The organism is Synechococcus sp. UW106 (assembly GCF_900474015.1).
GTDB lineage: Bacteria > Cyanobacteriota > Cyanobacteriia > PCC-6307 > Cyanobiaceae > Parasynechococcus.
The window spans coordinates 127778-151398 of the sequence record NZ_UCNV01000011.1; the positions used below are offsets into that span (position 1 = coordinate 127778).

The window sequence follows — 23621 nt, forward strand, 5'->3', positions numbered from 1 at the left end:
CTACTTGATGTATTCCTTGAGCACCCCATTGCGGTTGGGATGGCGCAGCTTGCGCAGGGCCTTGGCTTCGATCTGACGGATCCTTTCGCGGGTCACATCGAAAATCTGGCCGATTTCCTCAAGGGTTTTCATGCGTCCGTCGTCCAATCCGTAGCGGAGGCGAAGCACATCGCGCTCGCGGGGGCTGAGGGTTGCCAAAACTCCCTCGAGGTCTTCACGTAACAGGTTCTTGGCGACGTCTTGTTCGGGGTTTTCGATGTCTGCTTCGATGAAATCGCCCAGACGGGAATCCTCTTCTTTGCCGATGGGGGTCTCGAGCGAGATCGGTAGCTGGGCACTCTTGGCGATGAACCGCAGTTTCTCGATGGTCATTTCCATCGATTCAGCGATTTCCTCTTCCGTTGGCTTACGACCGAATTCCTGGGAGAGAACCTTGGTGGTTTTCTTGATCCTGGAGATCGTTTCGTAGAGGTGAACCGGTAGGCGAATGGTGCGGCTCTGGTCAGCGATCGCTCGCGTGATTGCCTGACGAATCCACCAGGTGGCGTAGGTGGAGAACTTGTAGCCCTTTTCGTGGTCGAACTTTTCAGCTGCTCGAATCAGGCCAAGGCTGCCCTCCTGAATCAGATCCTGAAAACTCAGGCCCCGATTCATGTACTTCTTGGCAATCGAGACAACGAGGCGCAAGTTGGATTGCACCATTTTTTCCTTGGCCCGTCGGCCCAGCATTAAGCGACGGCGGAAGCGGATGAGCGGCATCTCAACCAACGCGGCCCATTCTTTTTTGTCGGGTTCCCTGCCGTTGTCGCTTTCAAATTGAGACGCCAGCTCTTCTAGGTAGAGGAGATCCGCGATTTTGCGAGCGAGTTCGATCTCTTCGTCGGGACGCAGCAGGCGGATCCGTCCGATTTCCTGCAGATAGACCCGAATGGAGTCTTCGGTGTAAACGCCTTTGGGGCCGATTTTGATGCTGGCCAGGGCTTTGGCCTTGGCTTCCTTCTCGGCAGCGGCTGTTTTGGCCTTCTCTTCAGCTGTTGGTTGAGCGGTAGCTGCCTTGGTGGTGGATTTCTTAGCTGTTGCTGCCTTGGTCGTGGTCTTCTTGGCGGTTGCTGCTTTCTTTGTGGTGGTTTTTGCCTTGGTGGTTTTGGCGGCTGCTTTCTTCGTTGTTCCGGAAGACTTGGCCTGATCCGCTGCTGCGAGCAGTTCATCTGCCGCGGCGCTCAGGTCCTTCGCGCTTGACTTGCTGGCTCGGCGGCGCGCAGGGGCTTTTTTGGATTCTTTGCTGGAGACTTCCTTCACTGTGCCGTCAGCATTGGCCAGAAGAACGATGTCCGGCTTGGCAGCTTTGGTGGCAGCTGGGGTCATGGTGAAAGTCGAAGTCGGATGAAGGGGGGACGAAAAAGCGGCAACATCACACCAAAGGCTCAGGCCAAAAAAGCCTGATCTCCTGTCAAAACGGGAGAGAACGACGCAGCTGACGCTGAGACGGAGATCATGGGCTGATGGTGGTGTCCGCGAGTCGACGAAACGCTTGGACTAATTGTCTGTGCTGCCCGGGGTGGTCTCAGACCGGTCAAAGTGGCAAGGACAAGGCCTTGACTTCAGACTCTGTGTCTTCCCTCTGGATCGAGCGCAGGGTTGGCAGAAAACGACCAACCTGTCCACGTTAATGAAGTCTTCCGAAGTTTGCAAGGTCCTGTCGCATCCGAGGCGCTGCGTTGATGTCTGGCTTGAGGCCGGGCGGGAGGGGCGGTCCTTCAGTTACTCCGCTGATCCCGCCATGGGATTGATGCCAGGAGACCTTGTGCGGGTGCGCCTCAGGGGTCGTGCCATGCATGGGTTGGTGGTCGCGGAGCGGGAGTGGGGAGCGGATGAACCCCCAGAACTGCAGCCGGTGGAAGCACTCCTACAGCGGGCTGCTGTCGATCCTGATTGGTACAGCTGGTTGGAGGGGGTGGCGGACCGTTGCCACCTGAGCGCCTTTCGGACGTTGAAGGCGGCTCTGCCGGCGGGATGGATTGGTCAGGCAGGTCAGCGCTCGCTGGCGGGAGGACGTCAGATGTGGTGGGTGCAGGGCTGTGATCCCCTCGATGACGCGGACCAACTCAGCCCCCGCCAGCGGGAACTTCTGGCTTGGTTGAAGGCCCAAGGCGGTGGCGGCTGGCAACGGGATCTTGTGGCTAGTGGGTTTGGTGCTCATTTGCTGCCCCCCCTGGTTCAACAGGGTTACCTGGTGCGTGAGCGGCGGCGGGCTGAGGACAAGGTCGATGCGGGTGCTGATATCCGGGAGCATCCCCAGGCTTTGACCGCTGAGCAGCATGCCGTGGTCGATGCCTACCAACAGCTGTCTCCGGGGCGTGGTCTGTTGCTGTGGGGAATTACGGGTTCCGGCAAGACCGAGGTGTACCTCCAACTCGCTGCCCAGGAGCTGGAGCGGGGCTGCCATGTCTTGTTGCTGACTCCAGAGATCGGTTTGATTCCCCAACTCGTCGATCGCTGCCGTAAACGCTTCGGCTCACGCGTCGTGGAGTACCACAGCGGTTGTGGTGACGCTGAGCGGGTCCGGACCTGGCGCCGCTGTCTTTCTGCGGAACAGCCATTGGTGGTTGTTGGAACTCGCTCCGCCGTGTTTGTTCCCTTAAAGCCGCTTGGGTTGATCGTTCTTGATGAGGAGCACGACAGCTCCTACAAGCAAGACGCTCCGATGCCCTGCTATCACGCCCGCGACTTGGCCTTGGATCGGGTCGTGATGCAAAAGGCACGGCTTGTGCTGGGCAGTGCCACACCGTCGCTTGAGAGTTGGGTTCAATCTGGCTCCGAGGGTGCCTTGACCTTGGTGCGTTTGACCCAGCGCATTTCGCGGCAGGCCCTACCTCCTGTGCATGTGATTGACATGCGCCATGAGCTGGCTGAAGGGCACAAGCGTCTGGTGAGTCGTGCCTTGATGGACCGTCTTGCGGCGCTGCCAGAGCAGGGCGAACAGGCGGTGGTTTTGGTGCCACGTCGGGGGTACAGCCCTTTTTTGAGCTGCCGCAGTTGCGGCGAGGTGGTGATGTGCCCCCATTGCGATGTGGCTCTCACCGTCCACCGTGGACAAGCTGGACACCAGTGGCTGCGATGCCATTGGTGTGACCATCGTGCGGAGCTGGAGAGCCGTTGCAGTCACTGTGGTTCCACGGCCTTCAAACCCTTTGGAGCGGGGACGCAGAAGGTGTTGGAACTCCTCTCTCAGGAACTTGAAGGCCTTCGCTTGCTCCGTTTCGATCGGGATTCCACCGGGGGGCGTGATGGTCATCGACGCCTGCTGGACCGCTTTGGAGCCGGGGAGGCGGATGTCTTGATTGGCACGCAGATGCTGGCCAAGGGTATGGATCTGCCGCGGGTCACCCTGGCGGCGGTGCTCGCGGCGGATGGGCTGCTGCATCGCCCCGACCTCCGCGCAGGGGAGCAGGCGCTGCAGTTGTTGTTGCAGTTGGCGGGCCGAGCTGGCCGGGGCGAGCGACCGGGACAGGTGCTTGTCCAGACGTACACCCCGGAGCATCCGGTGATTCAACACCTGGTGGATGGACGTTATGAGGCGTTCCTTGCTCAGGAAGTGGCTCTTCGGAAGGAGGCCGGCTTGGTGCCCTTCAGTCGCGCTTGTCTGTTGCGGCTGTCTGGAGATTCCCCCAGCAAAACAGCAACGGCGGCAGCGGTTCTTGCTGAGCGGATCCGGCCGATGTGTCAGAGCCAGAGTTGGTGGCTGCTGGGGCCTGCCCCTGCCCCGGTGGCTCGCGTGGCAGGACGGAGCCGATGGCAGCTGCTCTTGCATGGACCGGCGGGTTCCTCTCTCCCGTTGCCTCCTGGGCAGGACCTCTGGGATGGCTTGCCCAGGGGTGTGGCGCTCACCGTGGATCCTGATCCGCAGCAGCTTTGATCAAGAGGGCAGTTCCGGGAAGCCAAAGCCCAGCTTCCTCCGCACGACCTGCAGGAGCATGCTGGACGTCAGCAGCATCAGAATCACCAGCCCACCAAGGCCGAGAGGATTCCACCGCCAGCCCCGCCAGTTGATCTCTGTGGTTGTTCCGGAATGCGCTGTGCTTTGAATCCGCCCATGGTTGAGGCTTAGATGCAGCTCCAGCCCAGGAATCTCGGGCAAATCGCTGAGGTCGACGATCAGTTGCAAGTGCTGCTGCACCCCCAGCAGCCAGTTGCGTTCCTCGAGCTTGAGCACCGGTGCAGGGAGAGAAATTCCCGCCGCGCGGCCAGCCACCTCAACCACAGCGGCCATCTGTTTCGCCAGATCATGCGATGACGCAACGCCGCTACTGATGTGCTGGTGTCCAGGCCCCGACTGCTTGATCTTCAGCCCGGACACCTCCCGTTCCAAATTGCGTTCAAACTGGTCTTGCCAGGGCAGCGAGCGTTCCTGGGTGCTCTGTACGTCCCAGGTGAGGGCCAGTCGATCCGGACCGCGAAGCTCGAGATCGGCCTGGATCCGTACACAGCCACTCAACAGCAGAGTGATCCCCAGCAGAACCGCCAGGACCAGCACGGCGAATCCGGCCGCCGGTGGTCGCGTCGGCCCCGTCGGTGGCGGTGGCGGTGGTTCGGGGCGCCGGGAGCGCCGCCGTCGCATGGTGCTCGGCTGCCCGCTGCCGGAGGCATTCATCTCCAGTTGCGGCATCGTCATCGACCAGCGTTCCGGACGATCCAGGCTGGGGGCCTCGAGAATCTCGAGTAGTTGTTGCGCTTGCTGGCGCAACTTGGGATCTCGGCAGCGACTGAGCAGACGACAGGTGGCGATGGCCTTGTCGTCCTGCCCCTGCCCCATCCAGGCGGTGATCATCAAGTAACGCAGCCGGGGCCCCTCGGGACTGTTGGGCGGGTGGGTTTCCGCTAGGGGGAGGAGCAGATCCAGGCACTGTCCATAGTCCCCGCGCTCGAGGGCTGCCTCCGCTTCGGAAAGGTCCAGTCCTGAGTCTTTTTCGCTCACCCTTCAGCCGCGTCCCACAACCATGGTGCCGATGCCAGCGTCCGTAAAGACTTCGAGCAACAGGGCGTGGGGAACCCTGCCGTCAATGATGTGGGCGGCTGCGACGCCTTGCGCCAAGGCGCGGATGCAGCATTCCGTTTTTGGGGTCATGCCTCCTGCGACGACGCCGTCTTCGATCAACTGTCTCGCCTCTGAGAGGCGCAGTTTGCGGATCAAGGAGTCCGCATCGTTTCGGTCCTTGAGGATGCCGGGGGTGTCGGTCAGCAGGATCAGTTTTTCGGCCTCCAGGGCCGCCGCCAGTTCTCCCGCCACTGTGTCGGCATTGATGTTGTGGGCTCGCCCGTCATCGGGGGTTGCGGCAACGCTGGAAATGACGGGCACGTAGCCCTTCTCCAGCAGCGGTTCCAGCACATCGGGATTGACACGAGCAACGTCCCCCACGAGCCCATGGCTGCCGTCCCCCCAGGGGCGAGCCTCGACCAGGCTTCCGTCACTTCCGCTCAAGCCAACGGCACGGGTGCCGAGCTGATTGAGCCCATTCACGATCTGTTTGTTGACGCGACCCACCAGCACCATCTCCACCACATCCATCGTGTCGGCGTCAGTGACGCGCAATCCGTCGCGGAATTCGGCTGGAATTTCCAGACGCTGCAGCCACTGGTTGATTTCCGGCCCGCCGCCATGAACCACAACGGGTTGGACCCCAACACAGGCAAGCAGAGCCAGATCGCGAAAGACGGCAGCACGCAGTTCGGAATGGGCCATGGCCGCTCCGCCGTACTTGATCACGATGCGCCGTCCGGCGAAACGCTGGATATAAGGAAGGGCTTCGCTGAGCACTGACACCCTGAGGGCGTCATCGTTGTTCTGGGTGGACTGGGCCATGGCTTATGCCTCACCCGCTGGAAGCAGAACAACATCCAGCCGCTGCTCATCCAGTTCCTTGAGTTCCGCTCGCATTCCCTTGGCGAAGAAACGCCCGAGACGCTCCTGCCGCTCTTGCCAGCGTTCGAGGGGAACGGCTCCCAGCAGAAAACGCAGCCGCAGGCCATAGCCAGCGTCGGAATGCAGCTCTTCGATCTCCTCCAACTGCGGCGGGGTGTCCTCGTCCCAGAGCTTGAGCGCTTCGAGCGACGACTCCAGATGGGCCTTCTGGCCGTAGCGCCAGCGCGTCACATCCCCGAGAAGCTTGCCCAGTTCAGGGGCTGCTGCTTCCCGCTCTTTTTGGAAGGTCTTGATGGGTGTCACCCGGATAGCGGGTGGCAGCTCCGAGGATTTCAGGGCCAGTCCCCCCAACAAGATGGGAATTCCATAGAAAATTGTGGGCAGGCTGAGGTTGGCGCTTCCCGTTGCGTAAGCGGTGGCACCGATCACTGTCAGCACGCCTCCGGCGATGGTGACGAGGCTGCCGGGGGAGAAGAAATCCTTCATGAAGGCCTTGGCTTGATCGTCATTTTGACCTCTAGGCCATCAGGATGGAGATCCACTGTCTCGAGCTAGATGCCTGATCCATCGTCGACCGGCATGGACGATCTGCTCGAGCAGCTCGATCGCGATCGCAGCTGGTTGTTGCAGCAGATTGATGGCGGTCGTTGGCCCGAGCTCCGGCTTGACTTGGCGGCCCTCGAGCGAGAGCTCGGGCAACTGATCACCCGAGCTTCAGAGCTGCAGGACGAAGCCGATCGTTGAACCGCGCCGAACCGAGAACATTCTCTGATTCAGAACGGAATGTCGTCAGTGTCGGGAACCAGGGGCGCAGCATTCCAGCTGGCCGGTTCTGGCTCTTTCGCCACTTTCGTCGTCGCAGGTGCGGGGGGCTGTCGTACTGGGGCCGGGGCTGAGGGGGTGCCGGCGGGGGGAGCACCCGTGGCAGCAGCGCCGATCGGATGTAGCCGAGCCAGGGTGAATTCAGCCCGTTTCTCCTTCATGCCATCGCCCCGCGGCATGGTGTTCATCCGCAGCCGGCCTTCAATCAGCAGCCGCTGCCCTGTCTGCACACGGTTCTGTAGCTCCTGGGCCAGGTTGCCCCAGCCAACCACCTTCAATTCGCCTGGCGGATCACCCTCCCGCAGGGGGGCAAAGCGCACGGCCATCTCCGCAATGGGAGTCTGGTTGTCTTGGGTGTATCGAACCGTCGGTGCGTCGATCACCTCCACTTCGAGCACGCAATGGTTCATGGCTTGAGCTGGTGTCGGCGCACATCCTGATGCAAGGGCCCGCGAATGACCAGCGTCGTGTCCTGTTGCTGGCTGGAACCGGTGAGGGGCCGCGCTTGGTGCAGGAGCTCTCCCGCTTCAACTGGCGTGTGAGCGTGAGCGTGGTGACTTCAAGTGCGGCGAAGGCTTACGCGGGACTGCCGCTGGAGCGGATCTCGATCGGTGCCCTGCAAGGTGTTGGCGGAATCATTGCCGCTCTGCAGCAGGCCGGGCCTTTTCGTTGGGTGGTGGATGCCACGCATCCCTTTGCAGCTCAGATCAGCCATTCCCTGGTCACTGCCTGTGCCGCGTTGGACCAACCGCTGCTGCGTTATGAGCGTCGCAGCGAACTGCTTGGAGGTGCCTCCCTGGTGGCTGATGCCGAGGCATTGGCAGTGCAGCCGCTCCAGGGCCAGCACCTGCTGCTGGCTATTGGGGGTCGCCATCTTCCGGCGATGGCTGCTGCTGTACGCCGCGCTGGAGCCATCCCCTATGGCCGTGCGCTTCCGTCCCCTGATGGATTGCGCGCAGCCCTGCGGGCCGGTCTGCCCCCGGATCATCTCGCCGTGGTGCGTCCCCTGCAGGGGAAGGTGCCGGGGGCGATCGAGCGGGCCCTCTGCCAACGCTGGGGCATCGGCGTGGTGCTGTGCCGCCAATCTGGTGGTGTGACGGAACAGCTATGGCATCAACTCACAACAGAGCTGGGGCTGAACTTGGTGTTGTTGCGCCGTCCGTCCCCCCCCGTTGGCATGGCTTGTGTCGAGGATGTGAGCACCCTGTTGGATCGGCTTGAGCGAGATTGAAGCGAGTGGGCTGGTGCTTGCCCTCACCACGGAAGCGAACGCCGAGCGCGCCCAACAGCTGGCTGAGGTCTTGCTGGAGTGCCATCTTGTGGCGTGTGTCTCCATTCACCCCGTTCAGTCTTTCTACCGCTGGGAGGGGGCCTTGGAGCATTCCCATGAGGTCCAACTGCTGATGAAGACCTCCGCCCAACATCTGGAGGCGCTTCGCTTGGCTGTGTCAGAACTGCACAGCTACGACACACCCGAGTGGTTGAGCTGGCCGGTGACCGCTTCACCGGCCTATGGGGCTTGGGCCCTGGCTGAGCTCAGTTCAGATGCGTCGCCGCCAGCTGCTTGAGGGAGACCTGGGAGCGTGCCCCCAGTTGCGTCACGATTTGACCAGCGCAGAGAGCACCAAGTTGACCACAGCGTTCGAGGGACTCGCCCTGGGTGAAGGCATGCAGAAATCCCCCGGCATAGAGGTCGCCTGCTCCTGTGGTGTCCACCAGGTCGCCCAGGCCGAAGATGCCAATATTCCAGCGCTGATCTCCACTCAGCACGACGGATCCCTGGGCTCCACGGGTGATCGCGATGACCGAGCAGCAGCCGCGGACCCGGTCGAGGGCCTGATCGAAATCCTCGGTTTCGTAGAGCGACTGAATCTCGACATCGTTGGCGAACAGCACATCCACATGGCCATTGACCAGCTCGAGGAAACTCTCCCTGTGCCGATCCACGCAGAAGCCATCCGATAGGGAGAGGGCCACCTGTCCTCCTGATTCTCGGCAGGCTTCTGCGGCGGCGATAAAGGCTCGCTTGGCGGCTGGGCTGTCCCAGAGGTACCCCTCCAGATAGAGCACTTTGGCCTGCTTGACCATCGACAGATCGAGATCCTCCGGCTCCAGCTGGGTGGAGGCTCCCAGGAAGGTGCACATGGTCCGCTCCGCGTCGGGCGTGACGTAAATCAGGCAGCGCGCTGTTGTGGCTCCGCTGGTGGCCGCTGGGGTTTCAAAGCGTGCACCAACGGCTCTGATGTCGTGGCTGAAAATGGTGCCGAGCTGGTCGTCACGGACACGACCGATAAAACCAGCGCGACCTCCGAGCTGGGCGATCCCGACCATGGTGTTGGCGACAGATCCACCGGAGGTCTCAAGGCCAGGACCGCTCGCCTTGTAGAGGGTCTCGGCCTGTTGTTCATTGATTAACGCCATGCCTCCTTTCTGGAGGCCGTTGTCAGAGATGAAGCTGTCGTCCGTCTGGACCAGAACATCCACGATCGCGTTGCCGATGCCAACGACATCGAGATTGCAGGTGCTGGGGAAACGGGTCTCAGGCGACATCGGTGCTGTGAAGACAGCACCGAAGTATGAACCTCAGAGGCTCAGGCGCTCAACAACGCGCGTTTCGGGCCGTGGATCGGATCTTCCACAACGATGGTCTGATCACGGCTGGCACCAAGGGAGACGATGGCGATCGGCACTTCCATCAAATCCGCGAGGAAGCGCAGGTAATCCATGGCCGGTTTGGGGAGATCCTCAAGACTGCGGCATTCCTCGGTTGAGCATTGCCAGCCAGGCAGTGTTTTGAAGATGGGTTTGCACTGGGCGAAGTCCTCGGCACTGCTCGGGAAGTGCTCGATCCGCTCGCCGTTGAGCTCATAGGCCACGCAAACCTGGATCTCGTCGAGTTCATCCAGAACATCCAGCTTGGTCACGGCCAGACAGTCCAAGCCGTTCACCTGCACGGCATAGCGACCGATCACCCCGTCAAACCAGCCGCAGCGCCGCCGCCGGCCCGTGGTGGTTCCGAATTCCCCACCGCGTTCGGTGAGCTGATCATTCAGGCTCCCGCTCAGTTCCGTGGGGAAGGGGCCCTCACCCACGCGGGTGGTGTAGGCCTTGGCGACGCCGATAACACGGTCAATCAGAGTCGGACCGACGCCAGCACCGATGCAGGCCCCTCCGGAGACGGGATTGGACGAGGTGACGTAGGGGTAGGTGCCATGGTCCAGGTCCAACAGCGTGCCCTGGGCTCCTTCGAACAGGATGTTTTTGCGATCCCTGGCAGCCTGGTGAATGGCTTGGGTGCATTCCACAACGTGGGGTGCGAGGCGCTTCCCGTATTCCAGATATTCCTTGATGACATCCTCGGCATTCAGAGGAGCAACGCCGTAGATGGTTTCAAGAAGTTCGTTCTTTTCCTTCAGAGGCCCCTCAAGGCGTTCCCTAAGCCGTTGTTCGTCCAGCAGGTCGATCACGCGGATGCCGCTGCGCTGCGACTTGTCCGCGTAGGTGGGGCCGATTCCGCGGCCAGTTGTTCCGATCCGACGCGCTCCGCGTTGCTTCTCCATGGCCTGATCGAGCAGGCGGTGGTACGGCATCGTCACGTGAGCCGTGGATGCCAAGCGCAGGCCCGAAATATCGATGTCATTGGCGATGAGCATGTCGAGCTCACCAAGCATCACCTTGGGATCCACGACCGTTCCTGACCCAATCAGGCAGATCGTGTCGGGATAGAGGATTCCAGAGGGAATGAGGTGCAATTTCAGGACACGTTCGTCAACGACGATCGTGTGGCCTGCATTCACACCACCCTGATAGCGCACCACCACATCGGCCGAGCGGCTGAGGAGATCGGTGATCTTTCCTTTTCCCTCGTCACCCCACTGCGCTCCGATGACGACAACGTTGGCCAAGAACACGGCGGCCCGAAGCCGCAGATCTGCACAATCCGCGAGTATCTCAGATCTCGGGTGGCCTCGTCAAAGCGTGTGTCCAGGGGCTCAGCTGCCCCGGACTACAGACTTCTCGGCTTTGCTTAGTTCCTTGGCGATCCGGTCATGGAGTGCCTCAGGAAGGGGACGGTTGGCATAGGAGGTGTAGTGACCCGCCAGAGAGTTCAGTGCGGTCTGCATGGTTGTGAAGGAGCTGAGTCCGTTCACGCGCGGCTGAGGCCGGTAGCGGGACATGTAGTCGTTGATCAGTGACCGAGCGTCCGCTTCAGCCTCGGCGTGGGTTGGATCGTCCTGGGGCAGGTCGATCACCGTTCTCAACGTGCGGGAGACCGCCACGGTGTCTTCCACGTAATTGCCGCTCAAACGGGCTTCAGCATCACCACTGCAGGCCGTTAGAAAAAGGCATAAGCCCAGGCCGAGGGCTGCGGCAGCCCGGCTCAAGGGGCGAAGCAGGCGTGTCAGTGCAGAGAGCATGAAACCCTTGAGAATCTGCTGACTTTAGAGGTGGAGTGCCTTGATCAGGCAAGACAAGGCCTCTGCGTGGGGAAGCTTCTGTACCTCTCGGTTGCTGCGGCGAACCAGCTCAACGACGCCATCGGTTGCGTCGCGTCCCACCACGATCCGCCAGGGAATACCGATCAAGTCCGCGTCTTTGAATTTGACGCCCGCTCGTTCCTTTCGGTCGTCGATGAGTACGTCGACCCCTGCCTTCTGAAGTTCCTCATAGAGCGTTTCCCCCAGTTGGGCCTGGGTCTCGTCCTGGATGTTGGCGACAACCACAATCGCTTCGAATGGAGCGATTGTGGTAGGCCAGCAGATGCCACCGTCATCGTGATGCTGTTCGACGGCAGCCTGCGCCAGCCTGGAAACGCCGATTCCATAGCAACCCATCCAGAACGGTTCGGTCTTGCCGTTCTCGTTGGTGAATCGACTTTCCATCGCTTCGGAATATTTCCGGCCCAACTGAAAAATGTGGCCGACTTCGATGCCACGTTTTTCAGTCAGCCGTGATTCCGCGTTGTGTCGACAGGCGTCGCCCGCCCGTGCATTGCGCAGATCCAACCTTGTCGGCTGTTGCTTGAGGGCGGCCCAGCTGGTGTTGAAACGGTGCTGATCTGGCGTATTCGCACCACAAACAAAACGACTCAATTCAATGGCTGTTTCGTCTGCCAGACGCAGGAAGGTTGGCTCCCAGGTCTTGGCTCCCTGCAGGACGTCATCGGACAAGTCAGGCCCGATGGATCCGAAGGGGATGGGATCGATGTCCTGGCGGTTTTGGTCGTCTGGCGTGATCGGGCGGCAATCGAGGACGCCCTTGCCCAGGATGCTGTTGACGGCGTTGACGACTTTGGTGGGGTTCAGGTCCTGGTCACCACGAAGGCTGACCAGCAGGGGTTGGAGCGTGTCGTCGTCCAAGGCCGCCACAAAAAGCAGCACTTTCACCACTTGGCTTGGATCCCAGCCTTTGGCGTCGCAGAGGCTCTCGATGCTCCCCAAACCAGGGGTCGGGATGCACTCCTCAGGGCCTTCGGGTAAGGGCGATGCCGCTGGGGCAATCGAAACAGCCTTCTCCTGATTGGCCGCGTATTGCCCGTCATCGCTGATCAGGATCAGGTCTTCCCCGGCATCCGCCGTCACCATGAACTCCTGGGAGGCCGCACCTCCGATCGCCCCGCTGTCGGCATCGACGGGGACGGCATCGAGACCGCAACGTTCAAAAATGCGGCGATAGGCCTGATCCATTAACCCGTAGGTCTCGCGAAGGTCCGCTTCGCTGGCATGAAAGGAGTAGGCGTCCTTCATGATGAATTCGCGACCTCGCATCAGACCGAAGCGAGGACGGATCTCGTCTCGGAATTTGGTCTGGATTTGATAGAGGTTTACCGGGAGCTGCCGGTACGACCTCAACAGCTCACCGGCCAGGTTCGTGATGACTTCTTCGTGGGTTGGTCCAAGCCCCAGCTCTCTGCCTTGCCGGTCTTCGAGGTGAAACATGATTCCCTCGCCAGCTGTGTAGCCCTGCCAGCGACCACTTTTCTGCCAGAGCTCTGCAGGGTGCAGCTGTGGAAGCAGGGTCTCCTGGGCGCCGGCGCGGTTCATCTCCTCACGCACCACGGCTGTGATTTTCTGAAGCACCCTCCACATCAGAGGTAGATAGGCGTAAATCCCTGATCCAATGCGACGGATGTACCCAGCACGCAGAAGCAACTGATGCGAGGTGATCTCCGCTTCGGCGGGAACATCCCGAAGCGTCACCAGCAGCAGGCGGGAGACGCGCATCGATCGCAAGAAAACGAGATTTGGAAGCTATCACCGCTCCGGAAGCATGCCGATCGCAGAAGTGTCCGTTTTGCTGGGATTCCACTGTGCGCCCTGAGTCTCGGCTGCTACCGTCCAGCTCAATCCAGCCTGTCCTAGGCCCGTCTCATGTTTCCTCGGTCCGTTGAATCTGTGGCGTCACACGTTCAACAACAGGCAGAACTTTCCATGGATTCAGCCCAAGCTTCCGCGCAGGCTGAGGCCTTGGTGGGAATTGACGACGTTCAGAAATCTCTCAATCGTTCTCGCGCATCGGTCTATCGCTACACCAACACAGACCCTCGCAACCTCAATCCTCCCTTTAACCCTCGCAAGCTGAATCCGGAGTACCGCAGCGATCAGAAAGATCCGCTGATGTTCCATCCCAACGAAGTTGCACGCTTCGCCAAGGATGTTCTGCGCATTAAGGAAGTCACTGTTGAGGTGCTGAACTCTCCTTCAACGGCGACGCAGCAGATTCTGGGATCAATCCTTGAAGAGCTCCGTTTGATTCGCACCCATCTCGAAGGCAGCGTGCAGCCAACGTCTGACCTAAGCGCACGTCTCGACCAGCAAGATCGTCCTGCTGCTTAATGATCCCTGCATCTGTCTTTAGGCAGTGACAGAATGAGGCCATCAACGTTGTGATGAGAAGAGGGAGTCCTTGCGACTCCCCGTTCTATGGCCTCAGATGCTTTCCTCCCGTCTGGCGATGACGCCATCGCGTCGTCCGAGACGGATGAGCCGTTTAGTCGTAGCGCCTCTTTGACGGCCATAACTGGACTGCTGATTGCTGTTGTCAGCTTCAGTGCTCCTCTTGTGGCTGTGATTACTGATCGAACGTTCTCCTCTCCGCGACTGATCCCAACCGCCTCGCATCGGAATGGATCTCCATCAGCTCCCCCCGTCTCCTTCGCAAGGATTGGTGAATCTCATCGTGGAGATTCCGGCAGGAAGCAGAAATAAATACGAATATCTGGCTGAGGCTGGCGTAATGGTCCTCGACAGGGTGATGCACTCCTCGGTGCGCTACCCCTTCGACTACGGCTTCATTCCCAACACGCAAGCGGACGATGGATCTCCCCTTGATGCCATGGTCATCATGGCCGAGCCCACTTTTGCTGGCTGTCTGATCAAGGCCCGCCCTATCGGGGTTTTGGATCTGTATGACCTGGACGTCTACGACGGGAAGATCTTGTGTGTTCCCGATGCGGATCCCCGTCAAGACGAGATCCGTAGCATTCGGCAGATTGCGGCATCACAGCTTGAGGAGGTTGCTGAATTCTTCAGGACTTACCGCACGCTGCAAGGAGGAGTTGTGTCGATTGATGGTTGGCGTGACATCGATGCGGTCCAGCCATTACTGGATTCTTGTATCAGCGCGGCCAACTGATCTCAGAAAAGGTCCCCTTGATTTGACCAGTTGCTTGTAGGTTGGTGCGCATTGAGATTCGCCGAAACTGTGCCCACCATCCGATTCGAGCAGGAAGACCAGCAGGTGGGCTGCATCGAGGGCGCGAATCTGCGAAAAGCTGCTCTTGATGCAGGCATCAACCCCTACAAGAGCCTCAACAACCTCAATAACTGCAGTGGCGTTGGTCAGTGCGGCACCTGTGTGATGGAGGTGATCGAAGGTCAGGGCAATCTTTCGCCCCGCAGCGACGTCGAAGAGGTGTACCTGGCTGACCGGCCTGCGAACTTCCGCTTGAGCTGCCGCACCACCGTGAACGGAGATGTGACGGTTCGCACCCGTCCGGCCGAAGGTGTTGGCCGCGGCTCCAACAGCCTCGTTGGTGCGATCAAATCCCTGTTTGGCCGCTGAATCTTGGCGGGGATTCTCCAGGTCTACAGCTACAACCGCTGCAGCACCTGTCGGAAGGCGTTGGCGTGGCTGTCTGAGCGAGGAATCGCCCATGACGTTCATGACATCACCTTGAACCCACCCTCCAGGGAGTTGCTCTCGGCGGCTTATCTATTTTTTAGTGAGCGGAAGCTGTTGTTCAACACCAGTGGCCAGAGCTATCGAGCCATGGGAGCTGCATCAGTGAAGGCCCTCACCGACGACGAGGCTCTCGATGCTTTGGCTGCCGACGGAAAACTGATCAAACGTCCGTTTGTGGTGGTGGATTCCTCCAGCTTTCTGATCGGCTTTAAGCCTGATCTCTGGGAATCGACGCTCCAGGGCTGAAATTCAATCCATCCAATTCGCTGATCAGGGCATCGACATCTCCCTGGTCACGGATCTGGCGGAAGCTCGAGCGTTTGATGTCTTCCAGTAAGGCCACGAGCAAATCCTGACTTCGAGTCAATACAGGGCCTTGTTCAAGCATGTGTGCAAGTTCCTCCCACAGTCGATCGAGGGCCTCTGATCCCAGGGATTCGAGGACAGGGTCGCGCTGACCGATGCGGTTGCCGGCTCCCTTCGAGAGGTCGAGGACGGAGGTCACCATGCTTTCCGCCATCTGGCGGCTGAATTCCGATTCGGCGTTTTGCAGTCCGGGGAGACGCCGCAAGGCGTCAGGCACCACGTTCCGGTCCAAACTCTGCTGCACTAGATGGCTGATCAAGGCTTGCAGTTGCGGGCGCATTGCTGGGCCAACACGGGTCAGCAGCAGTGGCAGCCATAACCGCAGCAACTCGACCACCTCCCGCTCATCATTTAGATCACTGCTTTGGTAACTGCACAGTCCGCGCACCCTCTCCGGCAGTTGCGGAGATCGGATCAATTGCTGGAGAGTGTCGACGAGTCGGATGGCGATGACCTCAAACAGTTCCACCGCTAACAGGGCCACCACTCCACGGCTGATGACCGCACGAAGAGGTTCCAATTGCAGCAGCCCTGCTCCGCAAAGGCGCTCTGTGACAGGGATCACCCTGAGCCAGCGCGCAAATGGAAGCAGCAGTGGCAGGTCGATCCAGCGACGTAACAGGGCGTCGCGCCAGCGGATCGCGGGGTAGCGCTGTTTTAGGCGCAGGGTCCGCAGAAGGATGTCGAGGAGGAACAGGAGTTGAAACGGAGTGTCGATGCGCCAGCTCAGATCGCTGGGGCGTCCGTTTTCGTCAATGCTTCGCCAGTAATTGCTTTCCACCAGGGGCACGATCTGCTGGTTCCAGAACTGACGCTCCTGGCTCCAGGGGGATAGCTCGAGATGCTCGGGGCTAAGTAGAAGGTTGGCCGATGCGCGAGCTGATTCCAGGCCGGTACGTGCTCGGAGTCGGTTCTTGAATTTCTCAAGCGCACCGGCATTGCCTGAACTGATGAACGGGTTGCTGTCCATCAGCCCCGTGGTTAGAGCCGCCTGCTGCTTCAGCAGATCGCTGCTTTCAGGTGTGCGCGAACCGTTTTTCAGGAGTGCTTGATCCAGGGCGCTATACGCCTTGAGATAAGCCTCTGTGTCGCGATGGGGTTCGATGCCCTTTAAGGGGTCCAGAAGTGGGGTGATGTCGGGCAGCCAGGGCAGAGGAACCACCAGGGGCAGCGATGGAACCGGATAAAGATTGCGTTGAAGCCAGAAAGTGCGCAGGGGGATGTAGGTGAGGTCAAGAGCGACCCAGCTGAGATTGATTGCGGCGATGACGGCAATGGCCTGGTCCCACCGGCGCCAGCTGAGCAGGCCTCGATGGGGCTTGAGTGCTTGCCAGCGTGGACGGATCATGGGGCCTGCAGGCTCCCCCTATCGTGGGTCGAAAGATTGAGCCTGCCCACATTGAACGCGGAGAAAGGGCCTTCTGATGTGAAGGGCAGAGTGAGCGCGATTTGGGAGTTCTGGGCCCCGTTTCTGTTCACTGTCTCGCTGTATCTCTTGCTTCGGCAATTCGCCTTTGAAGCGCGTTACATCCCATCGGGATCGATGCTTCCTGGCCTGCAGGTTGGCGACAAGTTGATCGTCGAGAAACTTTCGTATCGGTCCCGCCCTCCCCAGCGTGGTGAGATCGTCGTGTTCAATTCCCCAAGTGCGTTTGATCCCGTCTGGAAATTGGAGTCGGGGCAACCGAATCCACTGAAGTGCGGCATCGTCACCTTCCCAGGCATCAGTTGGGTTGTCGATCGGGTCCTGGTACAGCGCTATCCCGAATGTGAGGCCTGGATTAAACGGGTGGTCGGTGTGCCTGGCGATGTTGTTGAGGTCAACAGTCGGGGCGCTGTGAGCATCAACGGCACAGCCTTCAACGAGCCTTACGTCACCAACTTCTGTTCGGATCGGGATGGAATGATCGGCTGCAAAGGTCTGTATGCCGTCGTCCCCGAAGGCAATGTTGTCGTTTTGGGTGACAACCGTCGCAACAGCCAGGATGCACGTCGTTGGCCTGGGGGGCCGTTCCTGCCCGACGATCAGATCATCGGGCGTGCTGTCTTCCGCTTCTGGCCGCCTGCGCGGATTGGTCCGCTCAGCAACTGAGTCCGCAAGCCACAACCCTGCCCTGAAGTTCACGTCCCAGCCAGGGAATGTTGGCAGCGCGCGGAGCTCCAGGCGTGCTTCTCTCGACTGACCAGCGTTGCTCGGGATCGAACAGCAGCCAGCGCCGGCTGCCCTGCTCGAGCTGTTCGGGGGGCTGATCGATCAGGGCCGACGGCCCAAAGCTGAGGGCTTGCCAAAGATCTTCAACGGTCCAGCGGCCCGATTGCACAAGAGCATTCCAAAGCGCTGGCAGCACCAGATGGTGGCCGCTGAGGCCTGCCGGACGCTGGTCACCCGGCAACAGCATGTCCTCGGCATCCAGAGGCACAGCGTGGACAGCCACGGCAGTAATGATTCGCTGTTGAACGGCCTGGATCAACTGGTCGCGATCCTCCGGACCTCCGAGGGAGGGGCAGACGCGCCAGCCTGGATCGCTGCTGGCCAGCATGCTGCGGTCGGTCAGGAGATGCCACCAGCTCACGCTGCTCAGGGGAGGGAACTCGCAGCCCGCGAGTTGAACAACCGCTGCTGCCGTGGACAGATTCATGATCCGCAGTTGTCGTTCCGGATGGCGTTGATGCAGCAGCAGCAACTGGCTGAGCGGAAGGGTCTCGCTGGTGATCGGATCCTCTGGCCACCCGGCCCGCAGTGTTTCCACGCCTTCCCTCACCAGACCCTCCCCCTGCAGAGCGGGATCCCGGGGTGCCACGAGCACTGGGCATCCCCCCATCTCTCCGAGCAGCAGTCCCCGTTCCAGCAACGGGGTTGGAACCATGGCGACATCGTCTGCCAGTCCGATGGCACCGTGTTCGAGCAGATCGCCATGGGGGGCAAGTTCATCCGCCTTGCCGCCGCGGCTGAAGCCTCCCCAAAGGTGCAGGCGAACTGTTGCTGCTTGATCCTGATCGAGGCTGAATCCCTGGAGTTGCTCCGGGCAATCGCGCCAATTGTTGCTGCGGGGAAGCAGGGCAATTTGGCCGTAGCCCCCTGCGGCGGCACAGTGCCGCAGGCTCACGGCTGTTTCCTGGTCCCCACTGAAGGGGGTCTCAAGGATGGAATGGGGATCAACCAGGCAGGGGGCGACCAGTTGATCCGGTGCTGGGCTGGCCTTGATGCCCAGGCCAAGGGCCTGCTTCCGGGCCTCGTCGTCAAAGCCGACCAGCACCCCCTGATCGATCAGGACTGCACCGAGCTGAACCGTGTGTCCGGGGCCACGCAGGATGCGCACCGGATCCAGCAGCAAGGTGTCGTTCATGACGTCAAAGAGCGCCTGCTGCCGTTCGGTCAATCACGCTTCCGAAATGGGAGGTGAGGTTGAGGCAGGTCACCACTGCAGGCTGGCCTGGATCGGCGGCAATGTCGACCACCGTCACGCCACCATTGCCCTGTTTGACGGCCCAGATGTCGGCCGGAGTTAGGCCAAGCAGGTCGCACAGAATCGTCTTGTTGACGGCGTCGTGGGCTACCACCAGCACCGTTTCCTCAGGCTTCAGCTCACCAGCGATCTCTCCCCAGCTCCGTACGGAACGGGCCCACACGTCCTGGATGGTTTCCCCCTCAGGCATCTGCACGGTTTCTGGAGCACGCTTCCAGGTGTCCAGCAGCTCCGACCAGCCGTCTCTGATCTCGGATTCGAGCTTGCCTTCCCACAGTCCGTGTCCGATCTCCACCAGTCCATCGATCTGGGTCAGGGGCACATCGGGATGCGCCTCGAGAATGATCTGGGCCGTTTCCGTTGGCCGCGACAGGGTGCTGCTCCAGGCCCGATCGATGGGGATCTCTTTGAGGAAATCGCGGGCGGCCGCGGCTTGACGGCGACCGTTGCTGTTAAGCGGAATATCGATTTGTCCCTGGAAGCGGCCTGCCTTGTTCCAGTCGGTCTCGCCGTGCCGCACCAGGATCAGCCTGGCGTTCTTGCCTTTTTCAGGCAGAGGTTGCAGGTGTGTGGTGCTGTTCAGGCATTCGATCTGCACCTGGGGGCGATCAACGCCGGGATGGAGGTTGAAGATCGAGAGGGAGGTGTTGTCGACGCGGAGCCGCCGAAAACCATTGTCTGGTTCTCCCAGCAACACCAGCATCAGGCAGCGCAGGATGGCGTTGTGGGCCACCACCAGCACCGTGTCATTGCCATCGACGGGATGGCGCTGCAGCAGGTTGGAGATGAATCCACGCGCCTGCTCCATGAGCTCCGCCAGGGGCTTGTAGGACGAACCGTCCCGACGTTGAAGTTCCAACTTCATCGGTTGCTGTTTCCAGATGCTGTAAGCCTCTGGTGACCCTTCGATGAGCTCATCGATGGTTTGACCGGACCAGGGTTCCAGATCCACTTCCAGCAGGCCGTTATCGAGCACAACATCCGGTGCCTGACCGGCATGAGCCTCCAGCAGGCTTGCGGTTGTTGCGGCAGCCCGTTGCAACGGCGAGCTGTAGAGGGCCTGGAAGCTCACCTCCTGCAGCGAGCGGCCCAAAGCCCTTGCCTGTTCATGACCCTCATCACTGAGGTTCGAAAGATCATCCCGACCCTGGATGCGCCGCTCCTTGTTGAAACTGCTGAGACCGTGGCGGACCAAAAGAAGACGAAGGGGCACGGTTCAGCTCAGCGTCAGGGCGCGGCCATCGTATGGAAGCGGCCTTTCGGGGGGACAATCGTGGGGAGTTGACGCCAGCTGGTGCCCAGTTCCCCACGACCGGTTTCCCCGCGCTGGAAGGGGCTTCTGGCGGCCCTATCCCTGGCCCTGGCCGGTTTTATCTGGCTGTCGGGCTTGGTTGACAGTTTGTCCAGACCATCGGTGGCTCCGGCCCTGAGCCTTCAGCAGCAGGAGCTGACGCTCCTGGCGGAGCCAGCGGTGCCGTCCTCGTTGAGAGAAGCCTTGCTGGGGGAGTCGCCGCGGGATGCGCTGCTCAAAGCTCTGGAGGGGATCTCATCCGAGGATCGCAGTGAGCGGCAGCAACGGATGCTCCTGCTCTTGCAGGGCCAGACTCCTGCCTCTGCAGACCGTGAAAGCGAACCCGAAGATCCCCTGCTCCAGCAGCTGCTGTGCGAAGTCAGCGCGTCTGATCCGGGGCTCTGCATTGATGGTGAAGCGGCAGGCCAAGCGGCGTTGCGTTTGGCGTTCAGCACGGTGCTGCCCCTGGTGACCGCCCTGATCGGTGCTCTGCTGCTGATCGGCCAGGCCTGGCGGTTGGTGCGGGGCCGTCTGATGGCCTGGCCAGCGGTTCAGGGTCCAGACCTGACTTTGATCGATATGGCCCTGCTGGTGGCGGGAGGCTTTGTCGTCATCAGTGCTGTTGGCGTCCCATTGGTGGCGTTCCCCTTGGTCGGTGCACTCACGGCCGGGCTTGCCAGTCCCCGCCGTGAAGCCGTGGGCGTGGTGATCAACTACGGCGTGATGGCTCTGCCAAGCCTGCTGATCCTCTGGCGGCAGTTGCGGGCCCTGCCGAAGCAGAGTGCGCCACCATTGGGCTGGATGCAGTGGCGGCTGCGGCCTTTGCTCTCCGCTGTGCTGGATGCAGTGGCGGGTTGGTTGATGGTGACCCCCCTGGTGATGCTCACGGGATGGTTGCTCGTGCGCCTCGTGGGGGACCCAGGGGGGAGCAACCCGCTGCTGGAGTTGGTGCTGGGCAGCCATGATGCGATTGCTCTCGGCTTGCTCGCTCTGACAGCCGTTGTGCTGGCTCCGCTGTTCGAAGAGACCATTTTTCGCGGTGCCCTGCTCCCAGTTCTGGCGGCCCGGCTTGGCCCCCTTGCGGGTGTCTTGCTCAGTGGTCTGTTGTTTGCCATGGCCCATATCAGTGTTGGAGAGCTGGCACCCCTCACCGTGCTCGGGGTTGGGCTGGGGTTGGTGCGGCTCCGCAGCGGACGGCTGTGGCCGTCAGTGCTGATGCATGGCCTTTGGAATGCAGTGACGTTCCTGAATCTGTTGCTGCTCTGAGCCTTGCCCCGCCTTTCCACAGGTGGTTCACTGGCCTATTCGCCTGTGATCCCGGTGGTTGCCGCTCCGGAACAGCGTGCATCGACCACAGCTTTTGAGCTGATTCAAGGGTCCCTGTCCTCTGGACGGATTGCACGACGATCCCCTCTCCTGGGGGGACTCCATCGCTTGATGGACGGCACTCTGCTGGGGTTGATCGCGGCGGTTGCTGTTCTGGCGGGCCTGACGTTGCACTGGCAGCATCGCTGGACCCTGGCTTTCCACCTTCTGGAGGCGACCAACACCCAGGCGCACCGATTGACGGAATCAACTGCTGTCATGGAACAGCATCTGCTGCAACGTTCCCAACAACCGAAAACGCTTGTGCCCACCCAGGTGGCCAACCTGGTGCATCTCGATCGCCCCGCTCTGCATTCGCTCCAGCCGACCACTCCCTCTCCGATGGTTTCGTTTCAGGAGCTGGGAGATCAGCCCATTCGGTCGGGGTACTGATGACGCGGTTGTCAGGGCGTCGACCTGTTCGTTCGCGACGTTCCCGCGCACGGGTCGTTCCTCTGACGCAGGTTCCGCCGAAGCGGTTGTTGATCATTTTCTGGATTTTGGCGGCAGGGCTACTGGGCCTGATCGGTCGCATGGCATGGCTGCAGTTGGTGCAAGCTCCAGCCTTGGAGCAGCGTGCCCGTCAACTGCAGACGCAGCGCACCCAGCCTCTGGGGCAGCGGCGCCCGATCGTCGATCGCACCGGCCGCCTGGTCGCCATGGATGAAAAGCGATTTCGGCTTTGGGCCCATCCCCGTTACTTCAACATGCCTGGAGATGCCCCCAATGCTGTCCGCCCTGTTGAGGATGTCGCAGCGGTGTTGGCTGATCCGTTGGCCCGCCCCGCGTCCGAGCTTCTAGAAGCCATGGGAACGCAGGCCTCGGGGATCAAACTTGCCGAAGAGCTTGCTCCTGAGACCGCTGATCGCATCGGTGCTCTCGGAATCAGTGGCCTGGATCTGGAGCCCTATCCCCAGCGCGTTTATCCCCAGGCATCGTTGTTCGCCAATGTGGTCGGTTTTCTCAATGCTGAGCGGCAACCCCAAGCGGGCCTTGAGCAGAGCCGTGATGGCGATTTGGCCCGTCATGAGCAGACCCGATATCTCCGTCGCGGAGCCGATGGCACCCCTTTGCCGGCCAATCTCGCCCCGGGGGCCTTCTACGGAGACGACTTGCGTTTGCAGTTGACGCTGGATTCCAGGCTCCAGCAGGTGGCTATGACCGCTCTGGCTGAGCAGGTCACGAAGTGGAAAGCGCAAAAGGGCGCCGCAATCGTGATGGATGCCATCAATGGTGAGCTGTTGGTGCTGGCATCGACACCCACTTATGACCCCAATCGTTACTGGGATTTCCCCACCGGGCGGTTTCGGGAATGGTCCGTTCAGGATCTCTACGAACCGGGATCAACGTTCAAGCCGATCAATCTGGCTCTGGCGCTCCAGGATGGCGCCATCGAGCCGACGGATCGGGTGAATGACGTCGGCCAGCTCACCATTGGTGGTTGGCCGATTTTTAACCACGACAAGCGGGCCAATGGCCTAGTGGATTTCGCCACCGTGCTGCAGGTGTCGAGCAATGTCGGCATGGTCCAGGCCATGCGCCGTCTCAACGATGACGCCTACTGGAACTGGATGCAGCGTCTCGGTATCAATCAGCGTCCTGACACCGACCTCCCTGGTGCGGCGGCCGGTCAACTCAAGAGCAAGCAGCAGTTCACCAGCCAACCGATTGAGCCGGCCACAACGGCATTTGGCCAGGGTTTTTCACTCACTCCGCTCAAGCTGGTGCAGCTTCACGCGATGTTGGCCAACGGCGGCAAGTTGATCAGCCCTCATATCACTCGCGGATTTCGCTCGGGTGATGCCTTGGCTCCGGCGGCGGCACCCAGTGGTCAGCAGGTGCTGACGCCAGAGGTCACTCGCACGGTGCTCCAGTGGATGGAGTCGGTGGTGGATCTGGGTAGTGGCAAAGGTGTGAAAACACCCGGGTATCGGATTGGTGGCAAAACAGGGACGGCGCAAAAAGCCCTGAATGGGATTTATCTCCCAGGCGCGAAAATCTGCAGTTTCGTGGCGACCTTGCCGATTGAGGACCCCCGTTACGTGGTGTTTGTGGTGGTGGATGAGCCCCAAGGTGAAAACGCCTATGGATCCACCGTGGCCGTTCCTGTCGCCAAACAAATCATTGATGCCCTGCTGGTTGTGGAGCGCATTGCACCCTCAAAACCTGCTGAATTGAACAAGCTTTTGAACGGCTGACGCATCAA

Annotated in this window: 24 protein-coding genes; 12 read left to right on the forward strand and 12 right to left on the reverse strand. The window is 60.7% G+C overall.

All coding sequences use genetic code 11. The annotated features are described in order from the left end of the window. Positions 1 to 1365, reverse strand: a complete 1365-nt coding sequence (gene rpoD, locus DXY30_RS11820; RefSeq protein ID WP_115095113.1) for an RNA polymerase sigma factor RpoD — start codon at positions 1363 to 1365, stop codon at positions 1 to 3. A 304-nt stretch (positions 1366 to 1669) separates the two neighbouring features. Here rpoD and priA point away from each other — a divergent pair, with 304 nt between their 5' ends. After that, positions 1670 to 3916, forward strand: a complete 2247-nt coding sequence (priA, locus tag DXY30_RS11825) for a primosomal protein N' (RefSeq protein WP_115095114.1) — start codon at positions 1670 to 1672, stop codon at positions 3914 to 3916. Here priA and DXY30_RS11830 read toward each other — a convergent pair whose 3' ends face one another. Genes DXY30_RS11830 through DXY30_RS11840 form a run of 3 tightly spaced genes read right to left on the reverse strand, consistent with a single transcriptional unit; the run spans position 3917 to position 6406 of the window. Next, positions 3917 to 4975, reverse strand: coding sequence for a DUF3153 domain-containing protein (locus tag DXY30_RS11830; protein WP_115095115.1), 1059 nt, complete (start codon positions 4973 to 4975; stop codon positions 3917 to 3919). It abuts the gene before it with no gap. Positions 4976 to 4978: 3 nt separating this feature from the next. After that, complete coding sequence (gene argB, locus DXY30_RS11835; RefSeq protein ID WP_115023979.1) at positions 4979 to 5860, reverse strand: acetylglutamate kinase; 882 nt, start codon at positions 5858 to 5860, stop codon at positions 4979 to 4981. A gap of 3 nt (positions 5861 to 5863) precedes the next feature. After that, complete coding sequence (locus DXY30_RS11840; RefSeq protein WP_115023977.1) at positions 5864 to 6406, reverse strand: DUF2854 domain-containing protein; 543 nt, start codon at positions 6404 to 6406, stop codon at positions 5864 to 5866. Positions 6407 to 6475: 69 nt separating this feature from the next. Here DXY30_RS11840 and DXY30_RS11845 point away from each other — a divergent pair, with 69 nt between their 5' ends. Continuing rightward, entirely contained in the window at positions 6476 to 6664 is a 189-nt protein-coding gene (locus DXY30_RS11845) for a hypothetical protein (protein WP_115095116.1), read from the forward strand. A gap of 29 nt (positions 6665 to 6693) precedes the next feature. Here the strand turns inward: DXY30_RS11845 and DXY30_RS11850 are convergent, their stop codons facing one another. Next, positions 6694 to 7152 (reverse strand): single-stranded DNA-binding protein, encoded by a 459-nt coding sequence (locus DXY30_RS11850; protein WP_115095117.1) that lies wholly within the window; start codon positions 7150 to 7152, stop codon positions 6694 to 6696. A 29-nt stretch (positions 7153 to 7181) separates the two neighbouring features. Between DXY30_RS11850 and DXY30_RS11855 the strand changes: the two genes are divergently transcribed. Both DXY30_RS11855 and cutA read left to right on the forward strand, forming a co-directional pair. Next, complete coding sequence (locus DXY30_RS11855; RefSeq protein ID WP_115095118.1) at positions 7182 to 7973, forward strand: precorrin-6A/cobalt-precorrin-6A reductase; 792 nt, start codon at positions 7182 to 7184, stop codon at positions 7971 to 7973. After that, positions 7960 to 8310: a divalent-cation tolerance protein CutA gene (gene cutA / locus DXY30_RS11860; protein WP_244281393.1), complete on the forward strand. Its 351-nt coding sequence runs from the start codon at positions 7960 to 7962 to the stop codon at positions 8308 to 8310. Before DXY30_RS11855 ends, cutA begins: the two co-directional genes overlap by 14 nt. Here cutA and DXY30_RS11865 read toward each other — a convergent pair. The 4 genes from DXY30_RS11865 to DXY30_RS11880 form a co-directional block, all read right to left on the reverse strand. Then, on the reverse strand, positions 8279 to 9292 hold the full coding sequence (locus tag DXY30_RS11865) for an adenosine kinase (RefSeq protein WP_115095119.1): 1014 nt from the start codon (positions 9290 to 9292) through the stop codon (positions 8279 to 8281). The two genes, cutA and DXY30_RS11865, sit on opposite strands and share 32 nt — an antisense overlap. Positions 9293 to 9333: 41 nt before the next feature. Then, positions 9334 to 10653 (reverse strand): adenylosuccinate synthase, encoded by a 1320-nt coding sequence (locus DXY30_RS11870; RefSeq protein WP_170951252.1) that lies wholly within the window; start codon positions 10651 to 10653, stop codon positions 9334 to 9336. An 81-nt stretch (positions 10654 to 10734) separates the two neighbouring features. Then, positions 10735 to 11160 carry a photosystem II protein Psb27 gene (gene psb27, locus DXY30_RS11875; RefSeq protein ID WP_115095120.1) on the reverse strand — a complete coding sequence of 142 codons (426 nt, stop codon included), beginning with the start codon at positions 11158 to 11160 and terminating at the stop codon, positions 10735 to 10737. 24 nt (positions 11161 to 11184) lie between these two features. Continuing rightward, positions 11185 to 12966, reverse strand: coding sequence for a proline--tRNA ligase (locus DXY30_RS11880; protein ID WP_115095121.1), 1782 nt, complete (start codon positions 12964 to 12966; stop codon positions 11185 to 11187). A 147-nt stretch (positions 12967 to 13113) separates the two neighbouring features. Here DXY30_RS11880 and DXY30_RS11885 point away from each other — a divergent pair, with 147 nt between their 5' ends. The 4 genes from DXY30_RS11885 to DXY30_RS11900 all read left to right on the forward strand — a co-directional run bounded on the left by DXY30_RS11885 (position 13114) and on the right by DXY30_RS11900 (position 15172). Continuing rightward, positions 13114 to 13578, forward strand: coding sequence for a resolvase (locus DXY30_RS11885; RefSeq protein WP_115095122.1), 465 nt, complete (start codon positions 13114 to 13116; stop codon positions 13576 to 13578). 289 nt (positions 13579 to 13867) lie between these two features. Beyond that, positions 13868 to 14377 (forward strand): inorganic diphosphatase, encoded by a 510-nt coding sequence (locus DXY30_RS11890; protein WP_115095123.1) that lies wholly within the window; start codon positions 13868 to 13870, stop codon positions 14375 to 14377. A 69-nt stretch (positions 14378 to 14446) separates the two neighbouring features. Then, entirely contained in the window at positions 14447 to 14806 is a 360-nt protein-coding gene (locus DXY30_RS11895) for a 2Fe-2S iron-sulfur cluster-binding protein (RefSeq protein ID WP_115095124.1), read from the forward strand. A 3-nt stretch (positions 14807 to 14809) separates the two neighbouring features. Then, on the forward strand, positions 14810 to 15172 hold the full coding sequence (locus tag DXY30_RS11900) for an arsenate reductase family protein (RefSeq protein ID WP_115095125.1): 363 nt from the start codon (positions 14810 to 14812) through the stop codon (positions 15170 to 15172). Here the strand turns inward: DXY30_RS11900 and DXY30_RS11905 are convergent. Beyond that, positions 15135 to 16640 (reverse strand): hypothetical protein, encoded by a 1506-nt coding sequence (locus tag DXY30_RS11905; protein ID WP_115095126.1) that lies wholly within the window; start codon positions 16638 to 16640, stop codon positions 15135 to 15137. The genes DXY30_RS11900 and DXY30_RS11905 overlap by 38 nt on opposite strands. A 78-nt stretch (positions 16641 to 16718) precedes the next feature. Here DXY30_RS11905 and lepB point away from each other — a divergent pair, with 78 nt between their 5' ends. Beyond that, positions 16719 to 17384: a signal peptidase I gene (gene lepB, locus DXY30_RS11910; RefSeq protein ID WP_115095208.1), complete on the forward strand. Its 666-nt coding sequence runs from the start codon at positions 16719 to 16721 to the stop codon at positions 17382 to 17384. Here the strand turns inward: lepB and DXY30_RS11915 are convergent. After that, on the reverse strand, positions 17374 to 18639 hold the full coding sequence (locus DXY30_RS11915) for a dihydroorotase (protein ID WP_115095209.1): 1266 nt from the start codon (positions 18637 to 18639) through the stop codon (positions 17374 to 17376). The genes lepB and DXY30_RS11915 overlap by 11 nt on opposite strands. Positions 18640 to 18643: 4 nt before the next feature. Then, the gene (locus DXY30_RS11920) at positions 18644 to 19972 is read right to left on the reverse strand and encodes a histidine phosphatase family protein (RefSeq protein ID WP_115095127.1); all 1329 of its coding nucleotides are present in this window, start codon (positions 19970 to 19972) and stop codon (positions 18644 to 18646) included. An 81-nt stretch (positions 19973 to 20053) separates the two neighbouring features. On the opposite strand from DXY30_RS11920, the gene DXY30_RS11925 reads away from it, so the two are divergent. From DXY30_RS11925 to DXY30_RS11935, 3 genes are read left to right on the forward strand one after another with little or no spacing between them, the layout of a single operon-like run. Then, complete coding sequence (locus DXY30_RS11925) at positions 20054 to 21316, forward strand: CPBP family intramembrane glutamic endopeptidase (protein WP_115095128.1); 1263 nt, start codon at positions 20054 to 20056, stop codon at positions 21314 to 21316. Positions 21317 to 21319: 3 nt separating this feature from the next. Beyond that, positions 21320 to 21808: a hypothetical protein gene (locus tag DXY30_RS11930; RefSeq protein ID WP_115095129.1), complete on the forward strand. Its 489-nt coding sequence runs from the start codon at positions 21320 to 21322 to the stop codon at positions 21806 to 21808. Continuing rightward, complete coding sequence (locus DXY30_RS11935) at positions 21808 to 23613, forward strand: penicillin-binding protein 2 (RefSeq protein ID WP_115095130.1); 1806 nt, start codon at positions 21808 to 21810, stop codon at positions 23611 to 23613. The genes DXY30_RS11930 and DXY30_RS11935 overlap by 1 nt, the downstream gene beginning before the upstream one ends. The last annotated feature ends 8 nt before the right edge of the window (positions 23614 to 23621 follow it).